Origin of the sequence: Prosthecobacter sp., from assembly GCF_044222345.1 — a bacterium.
In the GTDB taxonomy this organism is placed as follows: domain Bacteria; phylum Verrucomicrobiota; class Verrucomicrobiia; order Verrucomicrobiales; family Verrucomicrobiaceae; genus Prosthecobacter.
Genome location: NZ_JBGANL010000026.1, coordinates 34,366 through 57,315, shown reverse-complemented (window position 1 = coordinate 57,315; position 22,950 = coordinate 34,366). Strand labels below are relative to the sequence as shown.

Sequence of the window (22,950 nt, the reverse complement as noted above, 5' to 3'; positions counted from 1 at the left end):
AAAATGGGGGCGGGGCTCAATGGATGTCAGGCGCATTTCACCACAGCTGCCCCGAGACCCCTTTTCAACGGTTGGTGGTATGACTCAACCGGCTCGTTCGCTTCCGCCCATCGCCATCGCACGCATGCCGTAGAATGGGTGTGGCGACAGCCCGCCCGTTTTGAGCGCTCCGCTCACACGACAAAACTCCGCGCCTTCATTCCGCATCCTTCACGCTTCTTCCGCTCCCTCTTCCCCATGCCCCTCCTCCGCCATCCTCTGAATCGTCCCGCCTAGCAGCTCAATATAACCGTTCACATCCATGCTCTCCGCCTCAGGCTCGCCACGCACGCTGTACAGCCAGCCCTGCTCATAAGGATCACTGCGCACAATGCACGCATCCACCTTCAGCTCCGGATTCCCACCCGCAAAGGCACCGTTCATCACACAGTAAACATCAGACGCCGCCTTGAAGCCCTCCACCCAGCCAATGTTGTCTCCAGGCGTCACCTTCGCCCCATCCCCCGGCTTCCACTCGCAGTCCACCAACTCACCCAGCATCCGCGTCGCAAACTTCGTGAAGCCCACCCGCCACAGATTCGTCTCCCCCTCCACCGGAGCCATCCAGTAGTGCGAGCGCGAGTAGCGAAAAGTATCAGGGAAACGGGCGGAAAACCGGGCGTGCTTGAAGCGGACAAAATTGAGCATGAAGAAAAGGGGAGGGGAGTAAGAATCGGAGGTCAGGATGGCTGCGCCGTCAAGCTTGCTGCGCAATCAAGCGGTCAAAGCGCATCGCCGAACGAGATCGTCCTCGTCCTCTTACTCGAACTCGTCCTCGATTCTTGCACCTTGCCACACCCAGGACCGGCACGCATGGCAGTCCCACCTTGAGGCGGTCTGGTCGACACCTGATCGCGCATCATCACGCCCTGCGCTTCAGCCCCACATACGCCAGCACCACCCCCACGAGGAAATGCACCCCGAGCATGCTCATCGCAATGTCCGGTGTCGCAAACCACGTCTTCACCAGTTTGTCGATGGGCGTAAAATACGCTGTCTTCTCCAGCGAGTCGATGATGCCCGACCACCCATAATGCGCCGTGATGAACGGATGCACCACGTGCCCCAAAATTTTGGGGAAGCCCAGCAGCGCGCCGCAGAGCAGGACGTTCGCACAAAGCAGCGTGAGCGAGACACTGTGCGCACGCTCCTTGCTGTCGGAGTTCGCGGAGATCCCCAGGCAGAGAGCGGCAAAAGCTGCGCCCGAGAGGGCAGGGAGCATCAGCTTGGCCATCCCCGTGCCCGGCAGCACGCCGGAGCCGGAAACGATGTCCAGAAACATCTCCATCCAGATGCTTTGCACCAGAATGATGGGCAGCATGAAAAGCAGGGAGCCGATCAGCCATGCGGAGGGGGCCACACCACCGATGCGCTCCCGTTCATAAATCGCACGTCGTCCGGCGATCTCCCGCGCACCGAGCCTCAGTGCCATGAACATCACCAGCAGGATCTGAATCAGGACGATCATCGAGACCGCATGCGCCGCCGGCCAGACCACCTCGACCGCGGTGCTGCCTCCGCGCATTTCCTTGAGTCCTTTTAAATTGGGCAGCAGCAGCAGGGCCGCGATCGCCGGCGCCCCCACCAGCAGCGAGGCATGCACGATCCACTCCCGGGGCGTCCGCCTCAGCAGCGACCAGCGGCGTTTCACCAAATGCTGTGCCTGGCTGAAAATGCCCGGCAGCGGAATGATCGGCCTTGCCTCGACTTCAGCAGACTTCTTGACCTCTTCTTCCTCCGTGTCGCCCTTCTGCTTCATGAGGATCGTGCGGTCCTCATCGCCCGGGTCTTCCTCGGCCGCAGAAAGCTTTTCCGCCACGCCGCCACCCAGCTTGAAGGCCGCATAGTACGCATCGCGGTGCTTCATCCAGGAGTCACCCCAGCGCTGCGCGGGGCGCTTCGCCAGGCGTGCATACACTTCATCATAGGTCGGTACTGTAAAGTAGTGCGGTACGGCGCGGGCAGGACCGTGGAAAGCCACATAGCCCTCATGCATCACCACCACCGTGTCATACGCCCCCAGATTCGCCAGCGAGTCCGTGGCGTGAATCACGATGCGGTCAGGCCGGTCCGTGGCCACCAGTCTCAGCAGCGCCTCAAACTCACGCTCGCTCCTCACATCCATCCCCACCGTGAAGTCATCACACAGCACGATCACCGGGTCCGCCACCAGTGCCAGGCCGAGTTTCAGCCGGCGGCGCTGCGGCAGCGCCAGCGCCGAGGTGCGCTCCGTCGCGATGTTCTCCAGCCCCACGACCACCAGCACATGCGAGACGCGGGAGATCACTTCATCCCGATTCCGTCCCGCTCCGCGCAGCATCGCCGCGCTGATCAGGTTTTCACGCACCGTCAGGTGCTCGATCAAATTATCGTCCCCCGCTGGCACCCAGCCCAGCTGATTCGCATACAGCGGCTGCTTGATGAGATCGCGCTTTCCGAAAGTGATCGTTCCCGCCTCAGGCTCCGTCAGACCCGCGAGAATGCGCAGCAGCGTCGTCTTGCCGCTGCCAGAGGGCCCGATCAGCGCCAGCACATGCCCGCCAGGAGCCATGAAGCTGACCTGTTCCAGCACGCGCAGCGGCTCCTTGCCTTTTCCGGGTACAACGTGGGAGAGATTGTTGATTTCGAGCATATTCCCGATCTAACCCTGTATGGCAGAAAGAGCAAAGTTCAAAATTCTGCCTTCCCTTCGCCCGCCAACGCTTTATTCCTGCCCCATCATGGCCTCCATCCTCCAAGTCCACCCTGCCGACGACGCCATCGTCGCCCTTTCCGATCTCTCCGCCGGCACCGCCCTTTCCCTGAACGGCCGCTCCTGGACCCTCCGCGAAAAGATCCCCGCCAAGCAAAAATTCGCCGCCCATGATTTCGCCGTCGGCGATATCGTCACCATGTACGGCGTCACCGTCGGCAAAGCCACCCAGCCCATTGCCACCGGCGCTCTGATCCACACCCACAACGTCGTCCATGCCTCTTCCGCCTTCAGCGGCAAGCAGCGCGACTACACCTGGACGCCTCCTGACGTCTCCAAGTGGAAGACCCGCACCTTCAACGGCTTCAAGCGCTCCGTCGGTCCTGCCGGCACCGCCAACTACTGGCTCGTCATCCCCCTCGTCTTCTGTGAAAACCGCAACCTCGCCTTCATGCGCGAGGCCCTCACCCGCAGCCTCGGCTACGGCAAAACCTCCCCCTACGAGCGCTTCGCCCAGCGCCTCGTCGATCTCCACCGCGCCGGTGCCTCACGCGATCAAATCGAAGCCGCCGCTCTCGAAGCCGAAACTTCCGCCACCGCCGCCCGCGTTTTCAAAAACATCGACGGCGTGAAATTCCTCGAGCACGGCCTCGGCTGCGGCGGCACCCGCCAGGATGCTCAGGCCCTCTGCCGCCTCCTCGCCGGCTACATCCACAGCTCCAACGTCGCCGGCGCCACCATCCTCAGCCTCGGCTGCCAGCACGCCCAGGTCAGCCTGCTCGAAAGCGAGATGGCCGCTCTCTACCCCAAATTGGAAAAGCCCCTCCTCATCTACGAACAGCAGAAGAGCAAATCCGAGCGCGACATGATGGCCTCCGCAATCCGCGACACCTTCCTCCACCTCGCCACCGCCAACGAACAAACCCGCGAGCCCTGCTCCCTCAGCAATCTCATCATGGCGGTGGAATGCGGCGGCAGTGATGGCTTCTCCGGCATCTCTGCCAACCCCGCCATCGGCCACACCGCCGATCTCCTCGCCGCCCTCGGCGGTGCCCCCGTCCTCAGCGAATTCCCCGAACTCTGCGGCGTCGAGCAAAGCCTCAGCGACCGCTGCGTCACCGCCGCCCTCGCCGACAAATTCGTCGGCCTCATGCGCGCCTACGAAGCCAGCGCCCAGGCCTGCGGCTCCGGCTTCGATGCCAACCCCAGCCCCGGCAACATCCGCGATGGCCTGATCACCGACGGCATCAAATCCGCCGGTGCAGCCAAGAAAGGCGGCACCGCCCCCATCGTCGATGTCCTCGACTACGCCGAGCCCATCCGTCAGCACGGCGGCCTCACCCTCTACTGCACCCCCGGCAACGACGTCGAAAGCACCACCGCCCTCGCCGGTGGCGGCTGCAACATGATGCTCTTCACCACCGGCCTCGGCACCCCCACCGGCAACCCCATCTGCCCCACCCTGAAAATCGCCACCAACAGCGACCTCGCCCGCCGCATGCCCGACCTCATCGACTTCGACACCGGCCCCATCATCTCCGGCGAAAAAACCGTCGAACAAATGGGCGAAGAAATGCTCGAACTCGTCATCTCCACCGCCAGCGGCGAATACATCCCTAAAGCCGTCGCCCTCGGCCAGGACGACTTCCTCCCCTGGAAACGCGGCGTCTCGTTGTAAAGCAGCAAGCAAGGACAACCAGACGCGCCATGCGGGAAGACGTTACACTCCGTCAGCCAAAAAACGTTCTTCGGGAACATACGCGCTTCGGATGGCAATCACGCCGCCTGGCTTTTCTGACGAGGCCAGAAAAAGGTCCACAATAACATCAGTATAACGGCGATTTCTCAAAACCAGCTTGGCATCAAGCCAGGCACTGCCTCCGTTGACAGCATCTTCGGGGCTGCGCCAGGTCACCCGATAATCAAACCAAAACTGGGAGCTTATGTCCCAGCGCAAGTAATCCAATTCGCCGATCCTCTGCCCGTCGCGTTCAATAAACCAGCCATACATGCATCCGTAATTTGACTCGCGGAAAGCCTTGCTCTTCTTCTTGAAAAACTTGTGTCTTAACCGGGTTAGAAATTTAAACATGATGTGACAACTGGTTGTGTCGGCTCATTGATGGGTTTGTGAAGACTGGACGACTGGGCTGCAAACTGAAGGTGAATCATGAAATATTTCACCCCTCCGCCTCCGCATGCAGCGCGATGCAGTTCCCCTCCGAATCCAGCACCTCTGCTCGGAAACCATACTCCCCAATCGAGTGCACATCCGTCTGCACCGTCCCCCCATTCGCCCTCACCGCAGCCACCGCCTCCTTCAACCGCCCGTTCACATCAAAGTAAATCATGATGCCATCCGCCGAAGGCTTGAAATCCTTCACCACCACCACGCACCCCTGCTGCCCCCCATCCGCCGTCGGCAGCATCGCCGTCGGCACACCACCAAAGTTTTCCTCCTTCAGTTCCCGCCCCAGCACCCCGGAGTAGAATCGCATCGCACGCGCGAGGTCAGTGGCCGGAATGTCAAACCAGACGAGATTGGGCTTCATGGCGGCAAGGATGTCAGCCCGCCCCGCAAAAGCAAATGACAGCGGGCGACTGGATGCCGAAATGATGCTTGCCGCCGGGTTGGCTGCCATCCTTAATCTCGCTGCCTCCATGCGTCATCTCCTCCTCTCTCTCCTTCTCGCCACACCCGCTTTGGCCAAAGACATCCCCGTCGCCGATGCCGCCGCATTCGCAGAGGCCGCCCAAAACATCACCGCAGGAGACACCCTCATCCTCCAAGACGGCACCTGGACAGATGCCCAGCTCAAGCTCGCCGCCACAGGCACCGCAGAGCACCCCGTCACCATCAAAGCCCAAACCCCCGGCAAAGTCATCTTCACCGGCACCTCCCGCCTCTCCGTCGGCGGCACCCACATCATCGTGGACGGCCTCTGGTTTCAAAACCCCACCGGCCCGCAGGTCATCGAACTCCGCAAAGACTCCAAGCAGCTCGCCTCCGACTCCCGCATCACGAATTGCGCCGTCACCAACGACACCCAGCTCACCTCCGCAGACTCCTCCCAGTTCGTCTCCATCTACGGCGCACGCAATCGCGTGGACCACTGCTACATCGCCGGCAAGACCACCCAGGGTACCACCCTCGTCGTCTGGCTCTCCAACGAAGCCAAAGACCAGGGCCATCATCAGATCGATCACAATCACTTCGGCCCGCGTCAGCGGCTCGGCAAGAACGGCGGCGAAACCATCCGCCTCGGCGACAGCAAGACCTCCATGCAAACCGCAGCCTGCATCGTCGAGCACAACCTCTTTGAGAAATGCGATGGCGAAGCCGAGTGCATCTCCAACAAATCCTGCGGCAATCTCTACCGCCACAACACCTTCAAAGCCGTCTCCGGCACCCTCACCCTCCGCCATGGAAACAAGTGCATTGTCTCAGAAAATGTTTTTGATGGTACAGGGGCAAAAGGTGCTGGCGGCGTTAGAGTGATCGGCGAATACCACATTGTGGAAGGCAATCACTTCGAGAACCTCACAGGGGACAAGGAACGCAGTGCATTATGCATCATGCTTGGCATTCCCGATTCACCTGCGAACGGTTATTTTCAGGTCAAGCATGCGGAGATTACGCAGAACAGCTTCGTCAACTGCGCACACAATGTTCTCATCGGCATGAGCGGTGACAAAAAGGCCACGCTCCCGCCTGTTGAAACACGGATCAGCTACAATTACATCGACACCAGCAAGGGCGAAGCCTTTGAGATCAAATGCGCTGTCCATGGAGTGACAACGAAGAATAACAGTGACAAAAAAAGCGGTCAGCCAGAAAAGTTCCAGTCGGAACCCACCGGCCCTTCCTGGAAAAAGTAATCATCCCGCAGAGGCAAAACCCTGCGCACACCCAGAGCAAGGTAGGGCGGGCTGTCCCAGCCCGCCGCCGTCGAAGCCCATGGTCAGCGAAGTGCCCCTCGCGCCGTGACATCCCCTCGCGGCGTGGTCCGCACTCTCCGCGTGCGGTCAGGCACTCCGTCGCGCCTCCACCTCACCCACGCAGATTCACAGCCATCCGCATGGGAAGTATTTGGCTCTCCCATGATGCCGCATTAATCCTTTCCCACATGCGCACCAACGTCCTCCTCAAACCACTCACCTGCTGCTGCCGCAAACCCATGACCGGCTTCTACCGCGACGGCTACTGCCGCACCGGCCCCGGTGACGTCGGCCTCCACACCGTCTGCATTGAGGCCACCGAGGAGTTCCTCAATTTCTCCTACCTCAGCGGCAACGATCTCTCCACCCCCGCTCCCCAGTGGGATTTCCCCGGCCTCAAACCCGGCGATCGCTGGTGCCTCTGCGTCACCCGTTGGAAGGAAGCCCTCGATGCCGGTTGCGCCCCGCCCGTCGCCCTTTCCGCCACCCACGAATCCGCCCTCGAATGGGTCGATCTCGAAGACCTCAAAGCCCATGCCCTCGATGATCCCGGCGAAGTCATGGATGACGAGTGACAAGCCCCTTCGTCCATCATCGAAACCAAGACGCATGGCCAAAAAACGCAAAAAAATCAAAACCCCATTCTGACTTTTTGCGCCCCTTTTGAGCTTTTTTGCGGCCAGCTTCCCCCTTCTGATTTTTCCACCTCTTTCCCCCTTTTTCGGCCAGCCCCATTCTCCTCTCACCGGCTCGCCAGAAACTCCTTCACCCCCTGCGCCAGCACCTTGCTGATCCCCGGCACCTCCGCCATCTCCTCCACCGTCGCCTTCCGCAGCCGCGTCACCGAGCCAAACGCTTTCAGCAGCGCCGCCTTGCGCGTCTTGCTGATCCCCGGGCAGTCATCCAGCACACTCTCCGCCACACGTTTCCCCAGCAGCAGTTGGTGGTAGCCATTCGCCCACCGGTGCGCCTCATCACGGATCCGCTGCAGCAGCTTCAGCGCCCCGCGCTCATGCGGAATGATCACCGGATGACTTTCCCCCGGCCGATAGACCTCCTCGTGCTCCTTCGCCAGACCGATGATCGGCAGCGAATGCAGTCCCAGTTTTTGCAGCTCTGCCACCGCCACTCCGAGTTGCCCTTTGCCGCCATCCACGATCACCAGATCCGGCAGCGTCACAAATTTCGTATTCGTTGCAGCCACTCGCTCCAGCGCCTCCGCCGGAGCCTCCTGGGAAAACTCCGCCACATCCGCAGCCGCCTTTCGGCCCTCCAGCAAAATGCGCCACATCCGCAGCCGCCTTTCGGCCCTCCAGCAGGATGCGCGAAAAGCGCCGGCGGATCACCTCCGCCATGCTGATGAAATCATTCTGACCGCTCACCGATTTGATCCGGTACCGCCGGTAGTTCGAATTGTCCGGCACCCCGTTTTTAAAGCGCACCATGCTCGCCACACAGTGCGCCGTGCCGATGTTCGCGATGTCAAAGCACTCCATCACCAGCGGCGCCTTTTCCAGGTGCAGCAGCTCCTTCAGCTCCTGCACATCCGCCATCGGGTTGATGCTCCGAATGACTCGCGCCCGCGCCCCGCGCTCAAACGTGCGCGTTGGGATCAGCGTCTTTTTAAAATCCTCCACCATGTCCCGCAGCTCCGCCGCCTTTTCAAAGTCCATCCGTGCCGCCGCATGCAGCATCTCCTCCTCCAGCGCCGTCACCAGATCCTTCGACTTCCCCTCCAGAAACTCACACGCCTGCTCCACCCGCTTCTTGTAGTCCTCCAGCGAGATGCGCAGGATGCACGGCGCGGAGCAGTTCTTGATGATGTCGTTGCTGCAGTGCTTGTAGTCCGCCTCACCCGGCTTCAGCGGGCGGCACACCCGCAGGCCAAATTTCTTGTTCAGCCAGTTCAGCGTCGTCCGCAGCGCCATCCCATGCGGAAAGGGTCCAAAGTAGCGCGCCCCATCCTCCTTCCTCAGCCGAGTCGTGGAAAGCCGCGGGATCGCATCACCAAAGTGCACCCGCACCAGATAGTAGCGTTTGTCATCCCGAAAGCTCACGTTGTAGCGCGGGCGGAATTCCTTGATCAGCTTCCCCTCCAGCACCAGCGCCTCCGTCTCATTGCGCACCTCATGCAGGTCAAAATCCCAGATGCTCGCGATCAGCGCCCGCGTCTTGCGGTCCGCCAGTTTTGATCGCGCCGGCGTGAAGTAATTCGCCAGCCGCTTCCGCAGGTCCCGCGCCTTGCCCACATAGATCACATTGTTGATCCTGTCCCGCATGATGTACACGCCGGGGACGTGGGGCACGTCGCGCAGCTTGGCGATGAGATTGGGCTTGGGGATCGGCGGAGGCATCTAGGGGCTGAGAATGATAAACGAATGCAGATGGCGTTGGGATGGCAGACTGAAAACTGAGAAATGAAAACTGGGAACTGAAAATTGCTGTGTTGAAGGGCGATGCCAGGGACTGGGCGTGGTTCCTGGTCTGCTGCGGCTCATGGATGATGAGGCGGTCCTTGCGCGGCCAGCCAAGCAGCCTTGCTGCTTTTCCGCAAACAATGCCATCGTCCCGCCCATATTTTTGCGCTACACTCATGGGCTGGTGATGATGATTTCACTCGATGACCATCTCGAATCTCTGGAGAGGCTGCAGCATGATGCCAGCCTAAAGCGCGTGTGGCCGCAGGTGGTGGAGACGGCTGGCAAGTGGCTGCGGCCCGATGGCCGCTTCAAGGTGCTGCAGTGCGAGCATCTCTCTGGTGCAGAGATCAAAAGCCGCTACAAGCCTGCTGAGGTGGAGCCCACGGAAATCCTGCGGCTGAAAGACATGGACCGGTATATCTCGGCGTTGGTTTTGTTTGAGAGCACCACCTACTACAGATATGGCTGCGTGAAGGGTGTCTTCAATCTGGACGGCGGCGAAGTAGTGCTGCGACGTAACGAAGTTTTTTCGCAGGCCACTCTGGAAGGCCTCAATTTCTGGCATGCGACAGCGGAGTCGCGCTGGGCCTCTCGCGAGGAGATGATGGCGGACCTGGCGGAACGCATACGCATGATCATTGCTGCTGGTGAAGACTGGCATCGAAAACGCGGGAGTGTGGAGGATCCCATTGGGGCGGTGCGAACCAGAGAGCTGCTAAAAGGATTGGAGGCGGAGCTGCCGACCAAGGATCTCGTTCTCCTTTTGGGGATGTTTGAAGGCTGCATGATGGGCTATAGCAACGAAGTGCTGGGATTGGAGGAGCAGGGGCTGCTGCCGCCTGACTTTGCGGCGCGGACGTATGATCTGGTGAAGAGGCTGCGGTTTGGAGGGGTGGTGTCCAGTCAAGGCTTGCGCAAATGGTGGCCGTCACAGTCTTCTGCGCGGTGACCTCTGAGAAACTACAGACAGGAGTGCACGCACTGCCTGACCTTTCTAGCCTGACATGGCGGTGACCCGCCAGGGATGCACGGGCTCGGACATGCCCTTGAGCTGCATGGGGGGCATGGGCTCGGCCTGGATGATGGACTGGGAGTCGGTGTAGGTCTCATCATCCATGATGATCTCCCCCGCCTGCGCGATGCTTCACAGTCTTGACGCCAGGTTCACCCGGTGCCCCAGCACCGTGTAACTCAGCCGCTGGTCCGAACCCATGTGCCCCTCCACCCCAGGAAACACAGCCAGGATGAGCTCGGCGCGAAAGCTGTGAAACCCTTCATGGGGGGATGTCACGAAAGTGACGTGGAATGAACCCCGCGTCCGGCCGCTTGGTTGCTCACCGCACGCGTTTCATCGTATACGTGCCTTTGTCCATGGCGCATTGGTAGCAGGCCTTGAACTCATCCCCCTTGACGGTGCCTTCGTAGTGGTACAAGCCCCCGGCCCAGTTGGGCATCTTGTGCTCGCCTTTGAAAGTGTAGGTTCCGTCTTTTTGTTTTTTCACCTTATGGATGGACTTGTAGCTGCCACTGAGGATTTTCTTCCACGTGGCATGGTAGAAGAAAACACGGTCAGCAGGTGCGGGTCCGACATCTTCGCCAGCCGCACCGATCACGATACCACGATGGGTAGGTTTTTCGACCACGCAGCGCAGCGTACCTTGGTGTCCGGTGGCATCACTGAGCCAGGTGCCTTCCCATTTCCCCTCCACCCCGCCCGTGTCCGGCGCTTTTTTCCACGCAGATCGAAACGCAAACCCGCAGGAGGGCAGGACGGAAGTCAAAATCAGGCCAAGAGCGAAGCGGAGGATGATTGCACTTTTCATGAGGGAGGGGTGGTGAGCATACGAACGTCCGCCCAGCCTCTCCTATTTCGCCATTCCCTCAACCGCCCGCCCATCGTGGAGTGGTCCGCACACTCCGTGTGCAGCATCGCCCGTCCTCCAGCTCCCAAAAAGCCCCCATCCCACTCCACCCTCCGGCCAATTTAAAATTCTCAGTTTTCAGTTCCCAGTTTACAATTTTTCCCCTTCACCCCGCGCCCCTTTCACCCCTCCCCATACAACCTTCCTCTTGCCCGCGCCCGTATCCACGATACTTACCCAAGAACCTCAACCCCACCCCAACACCATGGCCCATACCCTCCCCCCCCTGCCGTATCCCACCAACGCGCTCGAACCCCACATCGACCAGCAGACGATGGAGATCCATCACGGCAAGCATCACAATGCTTACGTCACCAATCTGAACAACGCCCTCGCCGGCAAGGCCGACCTCGAAGCGCTGTCCATCGAAGACCTCTGCAAAAACATCTCCAAGATTCCTGCAGACATCCAGGCCCCCATCCGCAACAACGGCGGCGGTCACTTCAACCACACCCTCTTCTGGAACATCATGGGCCCCAACGCCGGTGGTGCTCCGACCGGTGCCCTCGGTGACGCCATCACCGCCACCTTCGGCAGCTTCGACGCCTTCAAGGAAGCCTTCGGCAAGGCAGGCGTGACCCGCTTCGGCTCCGGCTGGGCCTGGCTCATCGTGAAGGACGGCAAGCTCGCCATCACCTCCACCCCGAACCAGGACAACCCCCTCATGGACGGCAGCGGCACCCCCATCCTCGGCTGCGACGTCTGGGAGCACGCCTACTACCTCAAGTATCAGAACAAGCGCCCCGACTACATCGCCGCCTGGTGGAACGCCGTGAACTGGAGCGCCGTCGCTGCCAACTACACCGCCGCCCTCGGCTGATTCCTCGCTTCCTGACACTCCTGTCTTCCCACAAAGCGCGGAACGGCCTGTCCGTCCCGCGCTTTGTCGCTTTCAAACTCATGTCCATGGTCCTCCACCGCCTCCGCTCCGGCCTGATCTATTCGCAGGACTTCGCGGACTACCTGGAGTCCAAGCACAACCTCGAGAGCATCGGCCATCCCGGCGACGTGCTGCATCTCGACTACGTGCGTTGCAGCCAGGGCGAGCTCAGCGGCCATGAATGGTGCCAGCTCACCTGGATCAGCGGCGCCCACGCCCCCACAGAGCATCGCCATCAGATCGGCGGCACCGAGGTTTACATCCACAAGCAGGCCCTCCGCGGCCTCAAAAACCGCCTCCTCCATTTTGATGGCACCAACGTGGTCGTAAAGCAGTAGCCATGACGACTGAAAACCATATGAGCCACCTCCCGACGACCCGCTCAAAGCATTCCGCCTGCCTTCGTCATTCGGCCTTCGTCATTCCTCTCTGATGCCCACCCTAGCCGACATCGGAGAAGACAACCTCATCCGCAAACTCATGCGCGGTGTAAAGCTCGACAGCGATGTCATCGCCGGGGCAGGGGATGACTGCGCCGTGGTGCGCAGCACCAAGGACGAACACACCCTCCTCAAAACCGACGCCCTCGTGCAGGACGTCCATTTCACGCTCGAAACCCCGCCCAAGCTCATCGGCCGCAAGGCCATCGCCCGCGTCGTCAGCGACTTCGCCGCCATGGGCGGCACCCCGCGCCACGCCATGATCACACTCGTGGCTCCGCCCAGCATGCAGGTCGAATTCCTCTCCGACATCTATCGCGGCATGCGCGCCATCGCCAAGGAGTACGGCATCAACATCGTCGGCGGCGAAACCTCTCGCGGCCTCGTCCTCATGCTCTCCATCTCCATGAGCGGCACCGTTCCCTCCAAACGCTGGCTCTCCCGCAGCGAAGGCAAGGCGGGAGATGTCATCCTCGTCACCGGCCGCCTCGGCGGCTCCATCAACGGCAAGCACCTCAAATTCCAGCCCCGCCTCGAAGAAGGCCGCTGGCTTTCCGAAAACGCCCATCCGCACGCCATGATGGACATCAGTGACGGCCTCGCCAAAGACCTCCCCCGTCTCGCTCTCGCCAGCGGTACCCATTATCAGGTCAATGTCGCCTCCTTGCCCTGCAACCCCGGCTGCACCTTCGACCAGGCCTGGGGTGATGGCGAAGACTACGAGCTCCTCCTCGCCGTCAACCCACGCAGCGTGAGATCCCTCAAAGCCAAATGGCAGACCGCCTTCCCCAAGCTCCCCCTCACCATCATCGGCAAACTCGTCCCCCCCGGTGAAGGCCGCCCCCCCGACTTCGAAAGCACCGGCTGGGACCACTTCGCCCTGAGCGCGGACGCATGAAATGACGTTGAAAAATCAAGGCACCGCTGAGAGAAACACTCTTGAATCAGACCTCTGCGTCTTTCCAATCTCTGCGGTGCATGGCATCACACGGTGTCCCTATGGATGAAGCCTCAAAATCCCTGCGCATGCGCAGGCTGCTCGCGCTGGCGCTGCTGCTACAGTGGGTGGGGATGATCGTCGGCACGACCCAGGTCCCCCATCCTCCTAAATATGATCCGCTCACCGAACGCCTGGTGTCGGATGCGTTTTTTGGCCTGAGCCTGATTCCCATCCTGGCAGTGTTTCGGCGAGGCGGGGGGCTGGCACGGACGGTGGCTCTTGTGCTATGTCTCACGCTGTCTGTTCACATTTACCGCGTATTTCACCAAAACGGCCCCAGCGTGCTTAAATTGCTCCACGAATGACCATCCTCCACACCGCCGAAGACGCCCTCGCCTGGGGCATGCAACTCGCTCCGACACTTGGTGCCGGAGACGTCATCGCCCTCTGCGGCACCCTCGGCGCGGGCAAGACCCAGATCACCCGTGGCATCGTCGCCGGCATGAACTCGCAGGCCGCCGTCACCAGCCCCACCTTCACCCTCGTCCACGAATACCTCGACGGCCGCCTCCCCATCTTCCATTTCGACTTCTACCGCATGGACACCGCCGCCGAAGTCATCGGCATCGGCTGGGACGAGTTCCTCACCGAACCCGGCGTCATCATCGTCGAATGGGCCGACATGTTCCCCGACCTCCTCCCACCCCACACCCGCTGGTTCCACATCGAACCCCAGCCCGACGGCTCCCGCACCATGGTTGAGCGTGCCTCGTGAACATGAGGCTGAATCTGACAGGATTTGGTCGTCGTGATTTGAAATCTCGGCATTGAATGAATGAGAGTGAATCCCTTTGAGAAAATCCTGTTAATTCTGCCATCTTGTTAATCCTGTCCAAACTGGCTTCCTAATGCCCGCCACACTTCTCGCCCTAGACCTCTCCACCGCCCACGGCAGCATCGCCGTCGTGCGGGGCGATGACGTGCTCTTCCGCGCCACCTTCCAGTCCGAGCGCTCCCACAACGCCCAGGTCTTCGCCCCGCTCCGCGAAGCCCTCGCCGTCGTTGGAGACAAGCTCACCGGCATCGTCATCGGCAACGGCCCTGGCTCCTACACCGGCGTTCGCATCGCCATCGCCGCCGCTCAGGGCATCGCCCTCTCCCGCAATGTCTGGTGCGTCGGCTGGTCCTCCCTCACCGCGCCAGACCTGGATGCTCCCGCCAGTTACCACATCATCGGCGATGCCCGCCGCCAGAGTTTTTATCTCGCCCGCGTCGAAAATGGCCGCCTGCTGCCCAACCTCGACATCGTCTCCGCCGATGAAGCGCGCGTTCGCGCCGCCGATTGCGAAATAGTGTACACGTTTGACGCCAAGCCTCCGCTCGGTTTGTCCCTGCTCTCCGCCAAACCAGACGCCGCCAAGCTCGCTCAAATCGTCCAGTCCTTGCCCGCCGACGAACTCGCCACTCTCATCGCCCAGCCCCTCATCCCCCATTATCTCGCCGAAGCTTTCATCACTCTTCCCAAGCGCCCCACTCCATGACTCCCGAACTCATCTCCAACCATGTTTCCGAATGGGGCGAAGGCCCGATCTGGCACCGCGACCGCCTGTTGTATGTTGATATTGAGACCTATAAGATCATCTCACTCACCCCTTCAACGGGTGAAGAAAAGATCTGGGACGTCGGCCAGCGTGTCGGCACCGTCGTTCCCCGCGCCAGCGGCGGCCTCGTCTGGGCCGGAGACAACGGCTTTTTCTTCCTCGACGAAGCCTCCGGCATCAGCACCCCCATCGCCGATCCCGAGCCCAACCTCCCTGACAACCGCTTCAACGACGGCAAGTGCGACCCCGCCGGCCGCCTCTGGGCAGGCACCATCTGCCTCCAGAAGCGCCCTGATGCCTCCCTTTACTGCCTGCATACCGACCTCCGGGTGGAAAAGAAATTTGGTCCCGTCACCAACTCCAACGGCATCATTTGGAACCGTGCTGCAAACACGATGTACTACATCGACACGCCTAGCCAGAAAGTGCGCGCCTTTGATTTCGACAACGCCACCAGCGCCATCTCCAACGAGCGCGTGGTATGGGATACCAGCGCCGACCCCTCCTCTCCCGATGGCATGACCATCGACAGTGAAGACCGTCTCTGGATCGCCTTCTGCCACGGTGCCAAGGTGGTCTGCTTTGACCCCGCCTCGCGGAAAGTGGAGATGCAGATCGACTTCCCCTGCGTCGAAACGACCGCCTGTGCCTTTGGTGGCCCTGATTTGCGCGATCTCTACATCACCACCGGCAAGAAGCCCGACCTCATCGAACCCCTCGCCGGACGCCTCTTCGTCTGCCGCCCCGGTGCGCAGGGAGTGCCGTCCAGCGCCTTTGGCGGGTGAGTGCGTTTTGATGCGAGTCCTCCTGGGACGCGGAGAAATGTGCGACAAGGCTTGTGAGGTGTGGAGATATGGTTATAAATTCCATAATAGCCATTTCTATGAAGCTCATTGCTCCCGATCCCGACATGCGTGTTGCAATGCCGTATGAATACACGGCCAAGCCCCTGCTGACGCCCACGGAGGCCAAGTTTCACAGCTGCCTCATGCAGATCACCGGGGAACGCTGCCGCATTCAGATCAAACCCCGGCTGGCCGATGTGTTTGAGCATGAAAAGACAAACGGGGCTTTCCAGATGATTAGCCAGAAGCACATCGACTTTCTGATTTGCCGTAATGATGACTGGCTGCCCATGCTCGGCATCGAACTGGATGATCCCAGCCATGATCGTGCTGAGGCTAGGAAGCGCGATATGTTCGTTAACATGCTATTTGCTTCCACCGGCGTGCCTCTGCTGCGTCTGCCCGTGCAGGAACTCGATCAACTCGAACGCCTCGTCGAAGAACTTACCAAAGCCTGGAATCATCGCTGGAAAACGTTGGAGAGGGTATGATCGCAAAAGATTGCCGCATGACAGACTCTCAAGCTGTGGCCAGATAGGGGCATGCTGCGTCCTCTTTCCTTCCTGTCCGCCCTGCTGGCCCTGAGTGCCGCGCATGCTGAAGTCACTCCGCAGAAGGTGGATGTGTGCGTTTACGGCGCAACGCCCGCAGGCATCGTGGCTGCGGTGACGGCAAGGCAGGAGGGATGTTCAGTCCTCATCGTGGAGCCCAGCCGCTGGGTGGGCGGCATTCTCGGTGCGGGGATCAAGCCGATGCAGGACTGTGCGGCACCCCAGGCGGTGGGTGGGCTGACGACGAGTCGTGTTTTCAAGCTGGGGAAACAGCCCCCTGCCATCCGGCAGGCCTTCGCTGCTTGGCTTGAGGAGGAGAAGATTTCGGTGCTGTTTGAGCATCGTGTGCAAAAGATGGAAAAGACGGGCAAGTCGATCACGAAACTGGTGCTGGAGCTGGCACCTCCGGACAAGAACGGCGTGCCTGCCCCCAAGGCGGCGCAATCCGATGCGGCGGTGGTCGAAGCGAAGGTGTTCATCGATGCCAGCTATGAGGGGGATGTGATGGCTGCTGCGAAGGTGCCGTATGCCGTGGGGCGGGAGGCGAAGGAGGCATTCAATGAAGAGCTGGCAGGCGTGGGGCCGACGACGAACTGGACACCCATTGACCCCTACGTGGTGCAAGGCGATGCAAAGAGCGGCCTGCTGCCGCTGGTGGATGCAGATCATGGATTGCCAAAGGGCGCTGCGGATGATTACACGCAGGCTTACAACTACCGTTTTTATGTGACCCGCGATCCGGCGAAGCGCATCGCGTTTGGAAAGCCGGCGGGTTATGACGCGAAGGATTTTGAAGTGGTGGGGCGCTACGTGGAGCACCTGGTGCGCAGCATTGAGGACGAAGGGAAGCTGCTCAAAAAACTGCGCGACATTTTTCCAGGCTGGCTCAACAGCGGGGAGTACAACTACAAGCGGGATTCCTTGGTGACGATCGCGCCGCTGGGAGTGAGCCGTTACTATCAGGATGGGAATTGGGAGGCAAAGTCTCGCATCTGGAGGCAGCACAAGGATTACCTCAGCGGACTGCATCACTTTTTGAGCACGGACGCACGGGTGCCGGAGAAGTTTCGCGCCGAGACTGCGGCGCTTGGCCTGGACAAAACGATGCATGCCGACACCGAGGGCTGGCCGAATCAGCTTTATGTCCGAATCTCTCGGCGCATGCAGGGGCCTTATGTGCTGACGCTGGCGGATGTGTGGAACCAGACCCGGGTGGAGGACAGCGTGGGCTTGGCACTGTACGGCGTGGACATCTATCCGGTGCGTCGTTACGCCGTGGCAGATCCTGGCACCGGGAAGATGGGCGTGGCAACGGAGGGCAACATGTTCGTTGGTGGTTCGCAGGGCACGGGGCATCCTTATCCTATTCCGTATCGGGCGATCACGCCCAAGGCAGATGTTTGCAGCAATCTGCTGGTGCCGGTGTGCTTCTCGGCCAGCTACATCGCCTACGCCTCAGCGCGCATGGAGCCGGTGTTCTGTGTGCTGGGTGAGTCAGCTGGCGTCGCTGCCGCGCAGGCGATCCATGAAGGTGTGCCGGTGCAACAAATTGATGCAACGAAGCTCCGCATCCGCCTTCTGGAACGCGGCCAGATACTGGCGTGGACCGGACCTGCAGTGCGACATGCAGGCGTGGAAACCGGTGAGTGGGAGTCCAAGGAAGCCTGGAGCGAAGCCAAGCCGGGATGGGAGTGGCTGTTCCCGTTCATCGACACCAGCAAAGACGGCAAAATTTCGACCACGGAGCACGCTGCGTTTCAGGCCTACAAGAGGCAGAATCCAGACTGGCAGAAGCGGCTCAAGGCGGCACCGTGAAACTAGACGCACCATCGATAATCACCGGGGCCTTGCGGCGGACGCCGATGTAAACGGGGGAGCGCTGGCGTTCGAGCCACTTGTGCTTGAAGGGGAGTTCGGTGTTCAAGGCGTGGAAGTGCCAGGGGCCGTCGTCGGTGCGGATGGAGTATTGCAGGGCGCGGCCGCCGTCGAGGAGGGTGGCGTGCTGGACATTGAGCTTGCGGGCGATTTCGGTGACTTCGCTGACGTTCATGACGCCGCCATCGCCCGAGAGGACGAAGACGATGGTGCCGTCCTGACGCATGCCGGCGAGGGAGCGGTAGCTGATTTTGGAGCCGTCGAAAAACTCATCGGGTTTCAGGTCCACGTAGGAGAAAGTGGTGTGGTTTTTCATCACGGAGGGATAGACCTGGCAACCTTCCTGGATGAGACCGGGGACTTCGTTGAGGAGTGACTTCGGCCCGCACCAGGGGCGGCCGTCTTTGACAAAGAAACAGCCGCTCCAGTCGCCGAAGGGTTGATTGACCTGACGGCCTTCATGGTAAACCCAGCCCATGGGGCGGCCTTTGGGATCGCGGAAATTGGCGGTGATGGCAAACCAGAGATTGCCATCCTCCATGCGTTCACGCGCGGTGGTGAGGGCAAACTTGGGCTGGAAGGTGGTCATGAAGTCGAAGCGATCGGCGGAGAGGGTGACGACCTGGACCTCCGCCCCGAAAACGCGCTGGGCGATGCTGGCCAGTGTGCCGCCTGTGCGCCGAACCTTGAGAGTGGCCCAGCGCATGCCGGTCTCGCGATGGCGCTCGATGAGGGCGGCGTCGAGATCTCCGGCAGTGAGAGCGACGGCGGGTTTCCACTCGCCGCGCTTGGTGAGAATCTGGAGCGGCGCTTTGGAATCACGCACGCTGACGGCGACGAGATTGCTGTTCAGATTGAAAAAGACCTCACCGGCAAGCCATGCCAGCAGCGCGCCGGCAAGGGCGAGCAGCAGAAGCAGCTTGAGGCATCCGCGTTTTCTAAGCATGGGGGTGTGGCAGCATGGAGAACAGTCAGGTTCGATCAAGAGCCGATGTCGTGCCGATGAATGAAGATTGATTCGGGCCCGGCCCTGTTCGAGTTTCGGGGGTATGAAATTGAAACTGTTCTCCGCATTGTGGCTTCTTATTTCCCTCGATCTGCAGGCGCAGACTCCTGCTCCGGCACTGACACTGAAGGCCAGCACCGATCATCCTGATGCTCAGTACAAGGTGGGAGAGACGGCCACCTTCACGATCGAGGCTCTGCAAGACGGCAAGCCCTTGGCGGATGGGAAGGTGGTGTGCGTGCTTTCCAAAGATGGCGTGCAGCCTCAGCCGCCGCAGACGCTGAATGTGAAGAACGGCAAGGCAACACTTATCGGCAAGCTGGACGAACCCGGCTTCCTGCTTCTGCGTGCCACGAGTGACAAGGCCTCGACCATGGCGGGGGCGGGCTATGATCCGCTGCTGCTCAAGCCCAGCATGCCGGTGCCGGAGGATTTTGATGCGTTCTGGGATGCCCAGAAGGCGGCGCTGGCGCAAGTGCCGGCGAAGGCGACGCTCACCCCCGTGACAACGGGTGCGCCTAAGGGGGTTGCGGCCTTTGATGTGCAGATCGACTGCCTGGGCAAGCCGGTGAGCGGTTATTTTGGCAAACCGCTGCAGGCCAAGGCAAAGTCTCTCCCGGCGATCCTGCATGTGCATGGGGCCGGTGTGCGTAGTTCGACTCTTGGTGCCGTGTCTTGGGCGCTGAACGAAGGCGGCATGCTTTCCATGGACATCAATGCACATGGTCTGCCCAATGGGAAGCCGAAGGAGTTTTATGACGCACTGGCGGCAGGGGAGCTGAAGGACTACCGCTTTGAGCACAATCAGGACCGTGAAAAGATCTACTTCAAAGGCATGTTCCTGCGCCTGATCCGTGCGATCGACTTCCTCACCGCGCAGCCCGAGTGGGATGGAAAGACGCTGATTGTGTACGGCAGCAGCCAGGGGGGCTTCCAGGCTTTTGCGGCAGCGGGACTGGATAAGCGGGTCTCATTCATCTGCGCCGGGGTGCCGGCGGGCTGTGACCACACCGGCAGCCAGGCCAATCGCATCAGCGGCTGGCCCAAGATCGTACCCAATGATGCCGAGGGCAAACCAAACGCCGCCGCCCTGCAGGCGTCGCGCTATTTTGACAACGTGAACTTCGCCACCCGGGCGAAGTGCCAGGGTGCGGTGGTGACGGTGGGCTTCATCGACACGACCTGCCCGCCAACCAGCGTGTATGCGGCCTACAACTCCCTGACGGTTCCAAAGGAGATCCACAACGACATTCTCGCAGGGCATACCAACACGCCAGCGGCCAGCAAGTTCATGCGGGAGGCGGCGCTGAAGCATGTGCGAGAGAACAGGCTCAAGTGATGATGTGGCGGCCTGAGCTGCCGCAGCATCCGCTTAGTGATGGGATTTCTTTCAAGGAAAATACGAAAAGTCGTGGAATAAAGGTTTGCTTAAGATAGTCTAAAGGCCTTCGTCCATGAATTCACGACCCACACTCATTAAATCCATTGCGTTTGTTGCCAGTCTAAGCCTTCTCGGTATTTCTGGCATGCCTTTGAACGGCCAGGAGGCCAAAGCCAAAGGAAAGGCCACCCACAACAAGAAGGGTGCCGCGCCTACGCCTGCCTCGCTGGTGAAAGATATGAAGGCCTCCGTTGCCTTCATTGTTAAAAACTCCAAGGACATCAGCCCGAAGTCCAAGCAGTCAGTGCCTTATTATTCTGCGTTGAAGTCCACGGCAAAGGGGCTTGATCTGTTGGAAAAAGGCATTGCGGACAAGAGCCCGGAGATGCTCAAAGGCCTGGACCAGACCGGTGAGGGCGTCACCCAACTGGCCACCACCTGGAGCATCATTCGTGAAGCACATCCGAAATCCCAAGTGGGCCGTGGTGTGAAGTCGCTGAATGCCGCTTATGAGATGTATCTCACCCATTTTGGTCCTTCCGTTGCCGCCCTGAAAAAAGGTGGCAAAAAAGGCAAGCTTACGGACGCTGAACTCGCTGAAATTCAGCAGGCAGGTCCGAAGATGGAAGAGCTGATCGGCAACCTGAAGCAGGCTGCTGCCTCCGCGAAACCGAAATCCTATCAGTCCCGCATGATCGCGGACTTGATCAGCCTTGCCTCGAAGATCCTGGGCATTCAGGGAACTGATCGCGGCACCTATGCCAAGTATCAGTATCAGACCGGTCGCCTGAAGAACACCCTGGGTGCCTATGGCAACATCTCCCGTTCTTACTATCCTGCCTACTACCAGTCCTCCTGGGGCAAGCTGACGCCGATCATCAGTGTGCTGGGTTCCATCTTCGGTGGTTCGGCCTGGGGCTACTATGACGGCTGGAACTACTATGACTCCAGCATCGCCAACTACGGCAGCTACTACGAAAGCACCTCGATCAGCACCTCCATCAGCGTGACCGAAGTCTCCACCTATGAGGAGTCGGTGGAAAGCTACGAGGAAGAGTCCGCCACGGAAGTGGACGAGGAGGACGAAGAAGAGATCGAAGAAGAGGAGGAAGAGGAAGATGACGAGGAGGACGACGACTCCCTCGCTGACGAAGCGGCCGACTGCGATGACGACGCCGATGGCGACGGCATTGACGATGAAGAAGATGAGGATGACGACAACGACGGCACCAGCGACGAAGAAGACACCGACGACGACGGCGACGGCGAGTCCGATGAAGAAGACGGTGACGAAGAAGACGAAGAAATGGAAGAAGAAGGCGACGACGACGATGACGACGGCGCTGCAGACTGCGGCTGCGACGACGGCTGCTGCGAAGAGTAATCCTTCGCATTGAGCGTTTCTTCCTGAAACAATTCCAGGCGCATGGTCTCCGGACCATGCGCTTTTTTTATGGGTGCGACTGCCTGCAACGTGTGGCGGCTGCCATGGTCAGCGGCATGTGAGCAGCGGCCCTGTGCTGCTACCGACATGCATGGCGTCCGGCGCTGATCCCTGCCGAATCATGGCGAGACCGATGGTCTGGCCGGTGGCGGGATGTTTTGTCGCGCTGGTGACTTTGCCGACGGCCTTTTCAATCCAGAGTTCATCTCCTGCATTCACTTCGAGGTTCGATTCAAATGCGATCATCTCACGGGGCATCTTCCCGGTAGTTTTGATGCGTGAGAGCACCTCCTGACCGATGTAGCAACCTTTGGTGAAATTCATGGCCCTGGCTTCGAGGCCTGCTTCCGGCGGGAATGTTTCGGCGTTCAGTTCGTGCGGCCAGCGGGGGATTTTTTGCAGGATGCGCCAGGTTTCGAGGTCGGCCTCACTCAAGATGGGGAGTGATTCGAAAGTGGGAGCGTGTGCCGCTGCGGGAAGCCAGATGTCCAGGCCAGGTGTGCCGAAGCGGGTGGAGTGCAGGAGGTGGTGCGGACGATCTTCCGCGTAAGGAGCGCTTTCGAAGCGGGCAAGAGTGCCCGCATCACCCCAGACATGCCAGAGCTGCCACTCCTCGGTGACATCAGCCAGTTCGACGTCATCGGCCACGATGTAGCGCTCCAGTCGCATGCCGAGGGGCTCGCGGAGGTCAGGTTCGGCATCCAGCAGGAGTGAGTCGTCCTGGGCATGCACAAACACATCTGCGGCGATGCGGCCTTTGACGTCAGTTACGCAAGCGTAGAGCGATTCATCGGGCTTGACCTGGCGCATATCGTTGGTGACCTGGCCGTTCAGATAGCGAATGCGGTCGGTACCGGTGAGGCGGAGCTTGGCGCGTGACGAAAGATTCACGGCGGCACCGTGGGTGGTGATCTGCTGGAGGAAATCTGCGGTCATGCCTTATGAATGAGCAGACTGTGCGGCGTCGCAAGCTGG

The 22,950-nt window shown here is 60.3% G+C and carries 24 protein-coding genes and 1 pseudogene; 15 read left to right on the top strand and 10 right to left on the bottom strand.

The window, feature by feature from the left end; translation table 11 throughout:
• Positions 1 to 210: 210 nt before the first annotated feature.
• On the bottom strand, positions 211 to 687 hold the full coding sequence (locus ACILSL_RS15010; RefSeq protein ID WP_395732860.1) for a glycine cleavage system protein H: 477 nt from the start codon (positions 685 to 687) through the stop codon (positions 211 to 213).
• A 214-nt stretch (positions 688 to 901) separates the two neighbouring features.
• Positions 902 to 2,671, bottom strand: a complete 1,770-nt coding sequence (locus ACILSL_RS15005; protein ID WP_395732859.1) for an ATP-binding cassette domain-containing protein — start codon at positions 2,669 to 2,671, stop codon at positions 902 to 904.
• 88 nt (positions 2,672 to 2,759) lie between these two features.
• Between ACILSL_RS15005 and ACILSL_RS15000 the strand changes: the two genes are divergently transcribed.
• Positions 2,760 to 4,409, top strand: a complete 1,650-nt coding sequence (locus ACILSL_RS15000; protein ID WP_395732858.1) for a UxaA family hydrolase — start codon at positions 2,760 to 2,762, stop codon at positions 4,407 to 4,409.
• 42 nt (positions 4,410 to 4,451) lie between these two features.
• On the opposite strand, the gene ACILSL_RS14995 is transcribed toward ACILSL_RS15000, so the two are convergent.
• Positions 4,452 to 4,823, bottom strand: a complete 372-nt coding sequence (locus ACILSL_RS14995) for a hypothetical protein (protein WP_395732857.1) — start codon at positions 4,821 to 4,823, stop codon at positions 4,452 to 4,454.
• An 88-nt stretch (positions 4,824 to 4,911) separates the two neighbouring features.
• Positions 4,912 to 5,283 (bottom strand): VOC family protein, encoded by a 372-nt coding sequence (locus ACILSL_RS14990; RefSeq protein ID WP_395732856.1) that lies wholly within the window; start codon positions 5,281 to 5,283, stop codon positions 4,912 to 4,914.
• A 109-nt stretch (positions 5,284 to 5,392) separates the two neighbouring features.
• Here ACILSL_RS14990 and ACILSL_RS14985 point away from each other — a divergent pair, with 109 nt between their 5' ends.
• The gene (locus tag ACILSL_RS14985) at positions 5,393 to 6,610 is read left to right on the top strand and encodes a polysaccharide lyase 6 family protein (protein ID WP_395732855.1); all 1,218 of its coding nucleotides are present in this window, start codon (positions 5,393 to 5,395) and stop codon (positions 6,608 to 6,610) included.
• Between the two features lie 248 nt (positions 6,611 to 6,858).
• Complete coding sequence (locus tag ACILSL_RS14980; protein ID WP_395732854.1) at positions 6,859 to 7,245, top strand: DUF2237 family protein; 387 nt, start codon at positions 6,859 to 6,861, stop codon at positions 7,243 to 7,245.
• 167 nt (positions 7,246 to 7,412) lie between these two features.
• On the opposite strand, the gene ACILSL_RS14975 is transcribed toward ACILSL_RS14980, so the two are convergent.
• Together ACILSL_RS14975 and ACILSL_RS14970 are read right to left on the bottom strand one after the other, a co-directional pair.
• A complete protein-coding gene (locus ACILSL_RS14975) occupies positions 7,413 to 7,961 on the bottom strand; it encodes a helix-hairpin-helix domain-containing protein (protein WP_395732853.1) in 549 nt (182 codons plus the stop codon).
• Between the two features lie 121 nt (positions 7,962 to 8,082).
• Positions 8,083 to 8,949, bottom strand: a pseudogene (locus ACILSL_RS14970) (UvrB/UvrC motif-containing protein); the annotation flags it as partial.
• A gap of 325 nt (positions 8,950 to 9,274) precedes the next feature.
• Between ACILSL_RS14970 and ACILSL_RS14965 the strand changes: the two are divergent.
• Positions 9,275 to 10,039, top strand: coding sequence for a hypothetical protein (locus ACILSL_RS14965; RefSeq protein WP_395732852.1), 765 nt, complete (start codon positions 9,275 to 9,277; stop codon positions 10,037 to 10,039).
• Positions 10,040 to 10,084: 45 nt separating this feature from the next.
• On the opposite strand, the gene ACILSL_RS14960 is transcribed toward ACILSL_RS14965, so the two are convergent.
• Both ACILSL_RS14960 and ACILSL_RS14955 read right to left on the bottom strand, forming a co-directional pair.
• A complete protein-coding gene (locus ACILSL_RS14960; protein WP_395732851.1) occupies positions 10,085 to 10,207 on the bottom strand; it encodes a hypothetical protein in 123 nt (40 codons plus the stop codon).
• 217 nt (positions 10,208 to 10,424) lie between these two features.
• Positions 10,425 to 10,913 carry a hypothetical protein gene (locus ACILSL_RS14955; protein ID WP_395732850.1) on the bottom strand — a complete coding sequence of 163 codons (489 nt, stop codon included), beginning with the start codon at positions 10,911 to 10,913 and terminating at the stop codon, positions 10,425 to 10,427.
• A gap of 304 nt (positions 10,914 to 11,217) precedes the next feature.
• Here ACILSL_RS14955 and ACILSL_RS14950 point away from each other — a divergent pair, with 304 nt between their 5' ends.
• From ACILSL_RS14950 to ACILSL_RS14910, 9 genes are all read left to right on the top strand, one after another.
• Positions 11,218 to 11,832, top strand: a complete 615-nt coding sequence (locus ACILSL_RS14950) for a superoxide dismutase (protein WP_395732849.1) — start codon at positions 11,218 to 11,220, stop codon at positions 11,830 to 11,832.
• Between the two features lie 80 nt (positions 11,833 to 11,912).
• Positions 11,913 to 12,230 carry a hypothetical protein gene (locus ACILSL_RS14945; RefSeq protein WP_395732848.1) on the top strand — a complete coding sequence of 106 codons (318 nt, stop codon included), beginning with the start codon at positions 11,913 to 11,915 and terminating at the stop codon, positions 12,228 to 12,230.
• A 94-nt stretch (positions 12,231 to 12,324) separates the two neighbouring features.
• The gene (locus tag ACILSL_RS14940) at positions 12,325 to 13,230 is read left to right on the top strand and encodes a thiamine-monophosphate kinase (RefSeq protein ID WP_395732847.1); all 906 of its coding nucleotides are present in this window, start codon (positions 12,325 to 12,327) and stop codon (positions 13,228 to 13,230) included.
• A 128-nt stretch (positions 13,231 to 13,358) separates the two neighbouring features.
• Positions 13,359 to 13,637, top strand: coding sequence for a hypothetical protein (locus ACILSL_RS14935; RefSeq protein ID WP_395732846.1), 279 nt, complete (start codon positions 13,359 to 13,361; stop codon positions 13,635 to 13,637).
• Positions 13,634 to 14,047: a tRNA (adenosine(37)-N6)-threonylcarbamoyltransferase complex ATPase subunit type 1 TsaE gene (tsaE, locus tag ACILSL_RS14930; RefSeq protein ID WP_395732845.1), complete on the top strand. Its 414-nt coding sequence runs from the start codon at positions 13,634 to 13,636 to the stop codon at positions 14,045 to 14,047. The genes ACILSL_RS14935 and tsaE overlap by 4 nt, the downstream gene beginning before the upstream one ends.
• A 133-nt stretch (positions 14,048 to 14,180) precedes the next feature.
• Positions 14,181 to 14,813, top strand: a complete 633-nt coding sequence (gene tsaB, locus ACILSL_RS14925; RefSeq protein WP_395732844.1) for a tRNA (adenosine(37)-N6)-threonylcarbamoyltransferase complex dimerization subunit type 1 TsaB — start codon at positions 14,181 to 14,183, stop codon at positions 14,811 to 14,813.
• Positions 14,810 to 15,658: an SMP-30/gluconolactonase/LRE family protein gene (locus ACILSL_RS14920; RefSeq protein WP_395732843.1), complete on the top strand. Its 849-nt coding sequence runs from the start codon at positions 14,810 to 14,812 to the stop codon at positions 15,656 to 15,658. Before tsaB ends, ACILSL_RS14920 begins: the two co-directional genes overlap by 4 nt.
• Positions 15,659 to 15,756: 98 nt before the next feature.
• Positions 15,757 to 16,209 (top strand): DUF2726 domain-containing protein, encoded by a 453-nt coding sequence (locus tag ACILSL_RS14915; protein WP_395732842.1) that lies wholly within the window; start codon positions 15,757 to 15,759, stop codon positions 16,207 to 16,209.
• A gap of 51 nt (positions 16,210 to 16,260) precedes the next feature.
• A complete protein-coding gene (locus tag ACILSL_RS14910; RefSeq protein ID WP_395732841.1) occupies positions 16,261 to 18,084 on the top strand; it encodes an FAD-dependent oxidoreductase in 1,824 nt (607 codons plus the stop codon).
• Here the strand turns inward: ACILSL_RS14910 and ACILSL_RS14905 are convergent.
• Entirely contained in the window at positions 18,068 to 19,090 is a 1,023-nt protein-coding gene (locus ACILSL_RS14905; protein ID WP_395732840.1) for a phosphodiester glycosidase family protein, read from the bottom strand. The genes ACILSL_RS14910 and ACILSL_RS14905 overlap by 17 nt on opposite strands.
• A gap of 103 nt (positions 19,091 to 19,193) precedes the next feature.
• Between ACILSL_RS14905 and ACILSL_RS14900 the strand changes: the two genes are divergently transcribed.
• A complete protein-coding gene (locus tag ACILSL_RS14900) occupies positions 19,194 to 20,489 on the top strand; it encodes an acetylxylan esterase (protein WP_395732839.1) in 1,296 nt (431 codons plus the stop codon).
• A gap of 115 nt (positions 20,490 to 20,604) precedes the next feature.
• The gene (locus ACILSL_RS14895; protein ID WP_395732838.1) at positions 20,605 to 21,915 is read left to right on the top strand and encodes a hypothetical protein; all 1,311 of its coding nucleotides are present in this window, start codon (positions 20,605 to 20,607) and stop codon (positions 21,913 to 21,915) included.
• Between the two features lie 108 nt (positions 21,916 to 22,023).
• Here the strand turns inward: ACILSL_RS14895 and ACILSL_RS14890 are convergent, their stop codons facing one another.
• Positions 22,024 to 22,911 (bottom strand): YgfZ/GcvT domain-containing protein, encoded by an 888-nt coding sequence (locus ACILSL_RS14890; protein WP_395732837.1) that lies wholly within the window; start codon positions 22,909 to 22,911, stop codon positions 22,024 to 22,026.
• Positions 22,912 to 22,950 lie beyond the last annotated feature (39 nt).

What these genes read in the sequence shown, in the direction of transcription:
- ACILSL_RS14900 (WP_395732839.1), top strand. Translation starts at nt 19,194, where the DNA reads ATGAAATTGAAACTGTTCTCCGCATTGTGGCTTCTTATTTCCCTCGAT.
- ACILSL_RS14985 (WP_395732855.1), top strand. Translation starts at nt 5,393, where the DNA reads ATGCGTCATCTCCTCCTCTCTCTCCTTCTCGCCACACCCGCTTTGGCC.
- ACILSL_RS14995 (WP_395732857.1), bottom strand. Translation starts at nt 4,823, where the DNA reads ATGTTTAAATTTCTAACCCGGTTAAGACACAAGTTTTTCAAGAAGAAG.
- ACILSL_RS14935 (WP_395732846.1), top strand. Translation starts at nt 13,359, where the DNA reads ATGCGCAGGCTGCTCGCGCTGGCGCTGCTGCTACAGTGGGTGGGGATG.
- ACILSL_RS14940 (WP_395732847.1), top strand. Translation starts at nt 12,325, where the DNA reads ATGCCCACCCTAGCCGACATCGGAGAAGACAACCTCATCCGCAAACTC.
- ACILSL_RS14905 (WP_395732840.1), bottom strand. Translation starts at nt 19,090, where the DNA reads ATGCTTAGAAAACGCGGATGCCTCAAGCTGCTTCTGCTGCTCGCCCTT.
- tsaB (WP_395732844.1), top strand. Translation starts at nt 14,181, where the DNA reads ATGCCCGCCACACTTCTCGCCCTAGACCTCTCCACCGCCCACGGCAGC.
- ACILSL_RS15010 (WP_395732860.1), bottom strand. Translation starts at nt 687, where the DNA reads ATGCTCAATTTTGTCCGCTTCAAGCACGCCCGGTTTTCCGCCCGTTTC.
- ACILSL_RS14965 (WP_395732852.1), top strand. Translation starts at nt 9,275, where the DNA reads ATGATGATTTCACTCGATGACCATCTCGAATCTCTGGAGAGGCTGCAG.
- tsaE (WP_395732845.1), top strand. Translation starts at nt 13,634, where the DNA reads ATGACCATCCTCCACACCGCCGAAGACGCCCTCGCCTGGGGCATGCAA.
- ACILSL_RS15005 (WP_395732859.1), bottom strand. Translation starts at nt 2,671, where the DNA reads ATGCTCGAAATCAACAATCTCTCCCACGTTGTACCCGGAAAAGGCAAG.
- ACILSL_RS14895 (WP_395732838.1), top strand. Translation starts at nt 20,605, where the DNA reads ATGAATTCACGACCCACACTCATTAAATCCATTGCGTTTGTTGCCAGT.
- ACILSL_RS14920 (WP_395732843.1), top strand. Translation starts at nt 14,810, where the DNA reads ATGACTCCCGAACTCATCTCCAACCATGTTTCCGAATGGGGCGAAGGC.
- ACILSL_RS14890 (WP_395732837.1), bottom strand. Translation starts at nt 22,911, where the DNA reads ATGACCGCAGATTTCCTCCAGCAGATCACCACCCACGGTGCCGCCGTG.
- ACILSL_RS14910 (WP_395732841.1), top strand. Translation starts at nt 16,261, where the DNA reads ATGCTGCGTCCTCTTTCCTTCCTGTCCGCCCTGCTGGCCCTGAGTGCC.
- ACILSL_RS14960 (WP_395732851.1), bottom strand. Translation starts at nt 10,207, where the DNA reads ATGGATGATGAGACCTACACCGACTCCCAGTCCATCATCCAGGCCGAG.
- ACILSL_RS14975 (WP_395732853.1), bottom strand. Translation starts at nt 7,961, where the DNA reads ATGTGGCGCATTTTGCTGGAGGGCCGAAAGGCGGCTGCGGATGTGGCG.
- ACILSL_RS14990 (WP_395732856.1), bottom strand. Translation starts at nt 5,283, where the DNA reads ATGAAGCCCAATCTCGTCTGGTTTGACATTCCGGCCACTGACCTCGCG.
- ACILSL_RS14945 (WP_395732848.1), top strand. Translation starts at nt 11,913, where the DNA reads ATGTCCATGGTCCTCCACCGCCTCCGCTCCGGCCTGATCTATTCGCAG.
- ACILSL_RS14955 (WP_395732850.1), bottom strand. Translation starts at nt 10,913, where the DNA reads ATGAAAAGTGCAATCATCCTCCGCTTCGCTCTTGGCCTGATTTTGACT.
- ACILSL_RS14950 (WP_395732849.1), top strand. Translation starts at nt 11,218, where the DNA reads ATGGCCCATACCCTCCCCCCCCTGCCGTATCCCACCAACGCGCTCGAA.
- ACILSL_RS14915 (WP_395732842.1), top strand. Translation starts at nt 15,757, where the DNA reads ATGAAGCTCATTGCTCCCGATCCCGACATGCGTGTTGCAATGCCGTAT.
- ACILSL_RS14980 (WP_395732854.1), top strand. Translation starts at nt 6,859, where the DNA reads ATGCGCACCAACGTCCTCCTCAAACCACTCACCTGCTGCTGCCGCAAA.
- ACILSL_RS15000 (WP_395732858.1), top strand. Translation starts at nt 2,760, where the DNA reads ATGGCCTCCATCCTCCAAGTCCACCCTGCCGACGACGCCATCGTCGCC.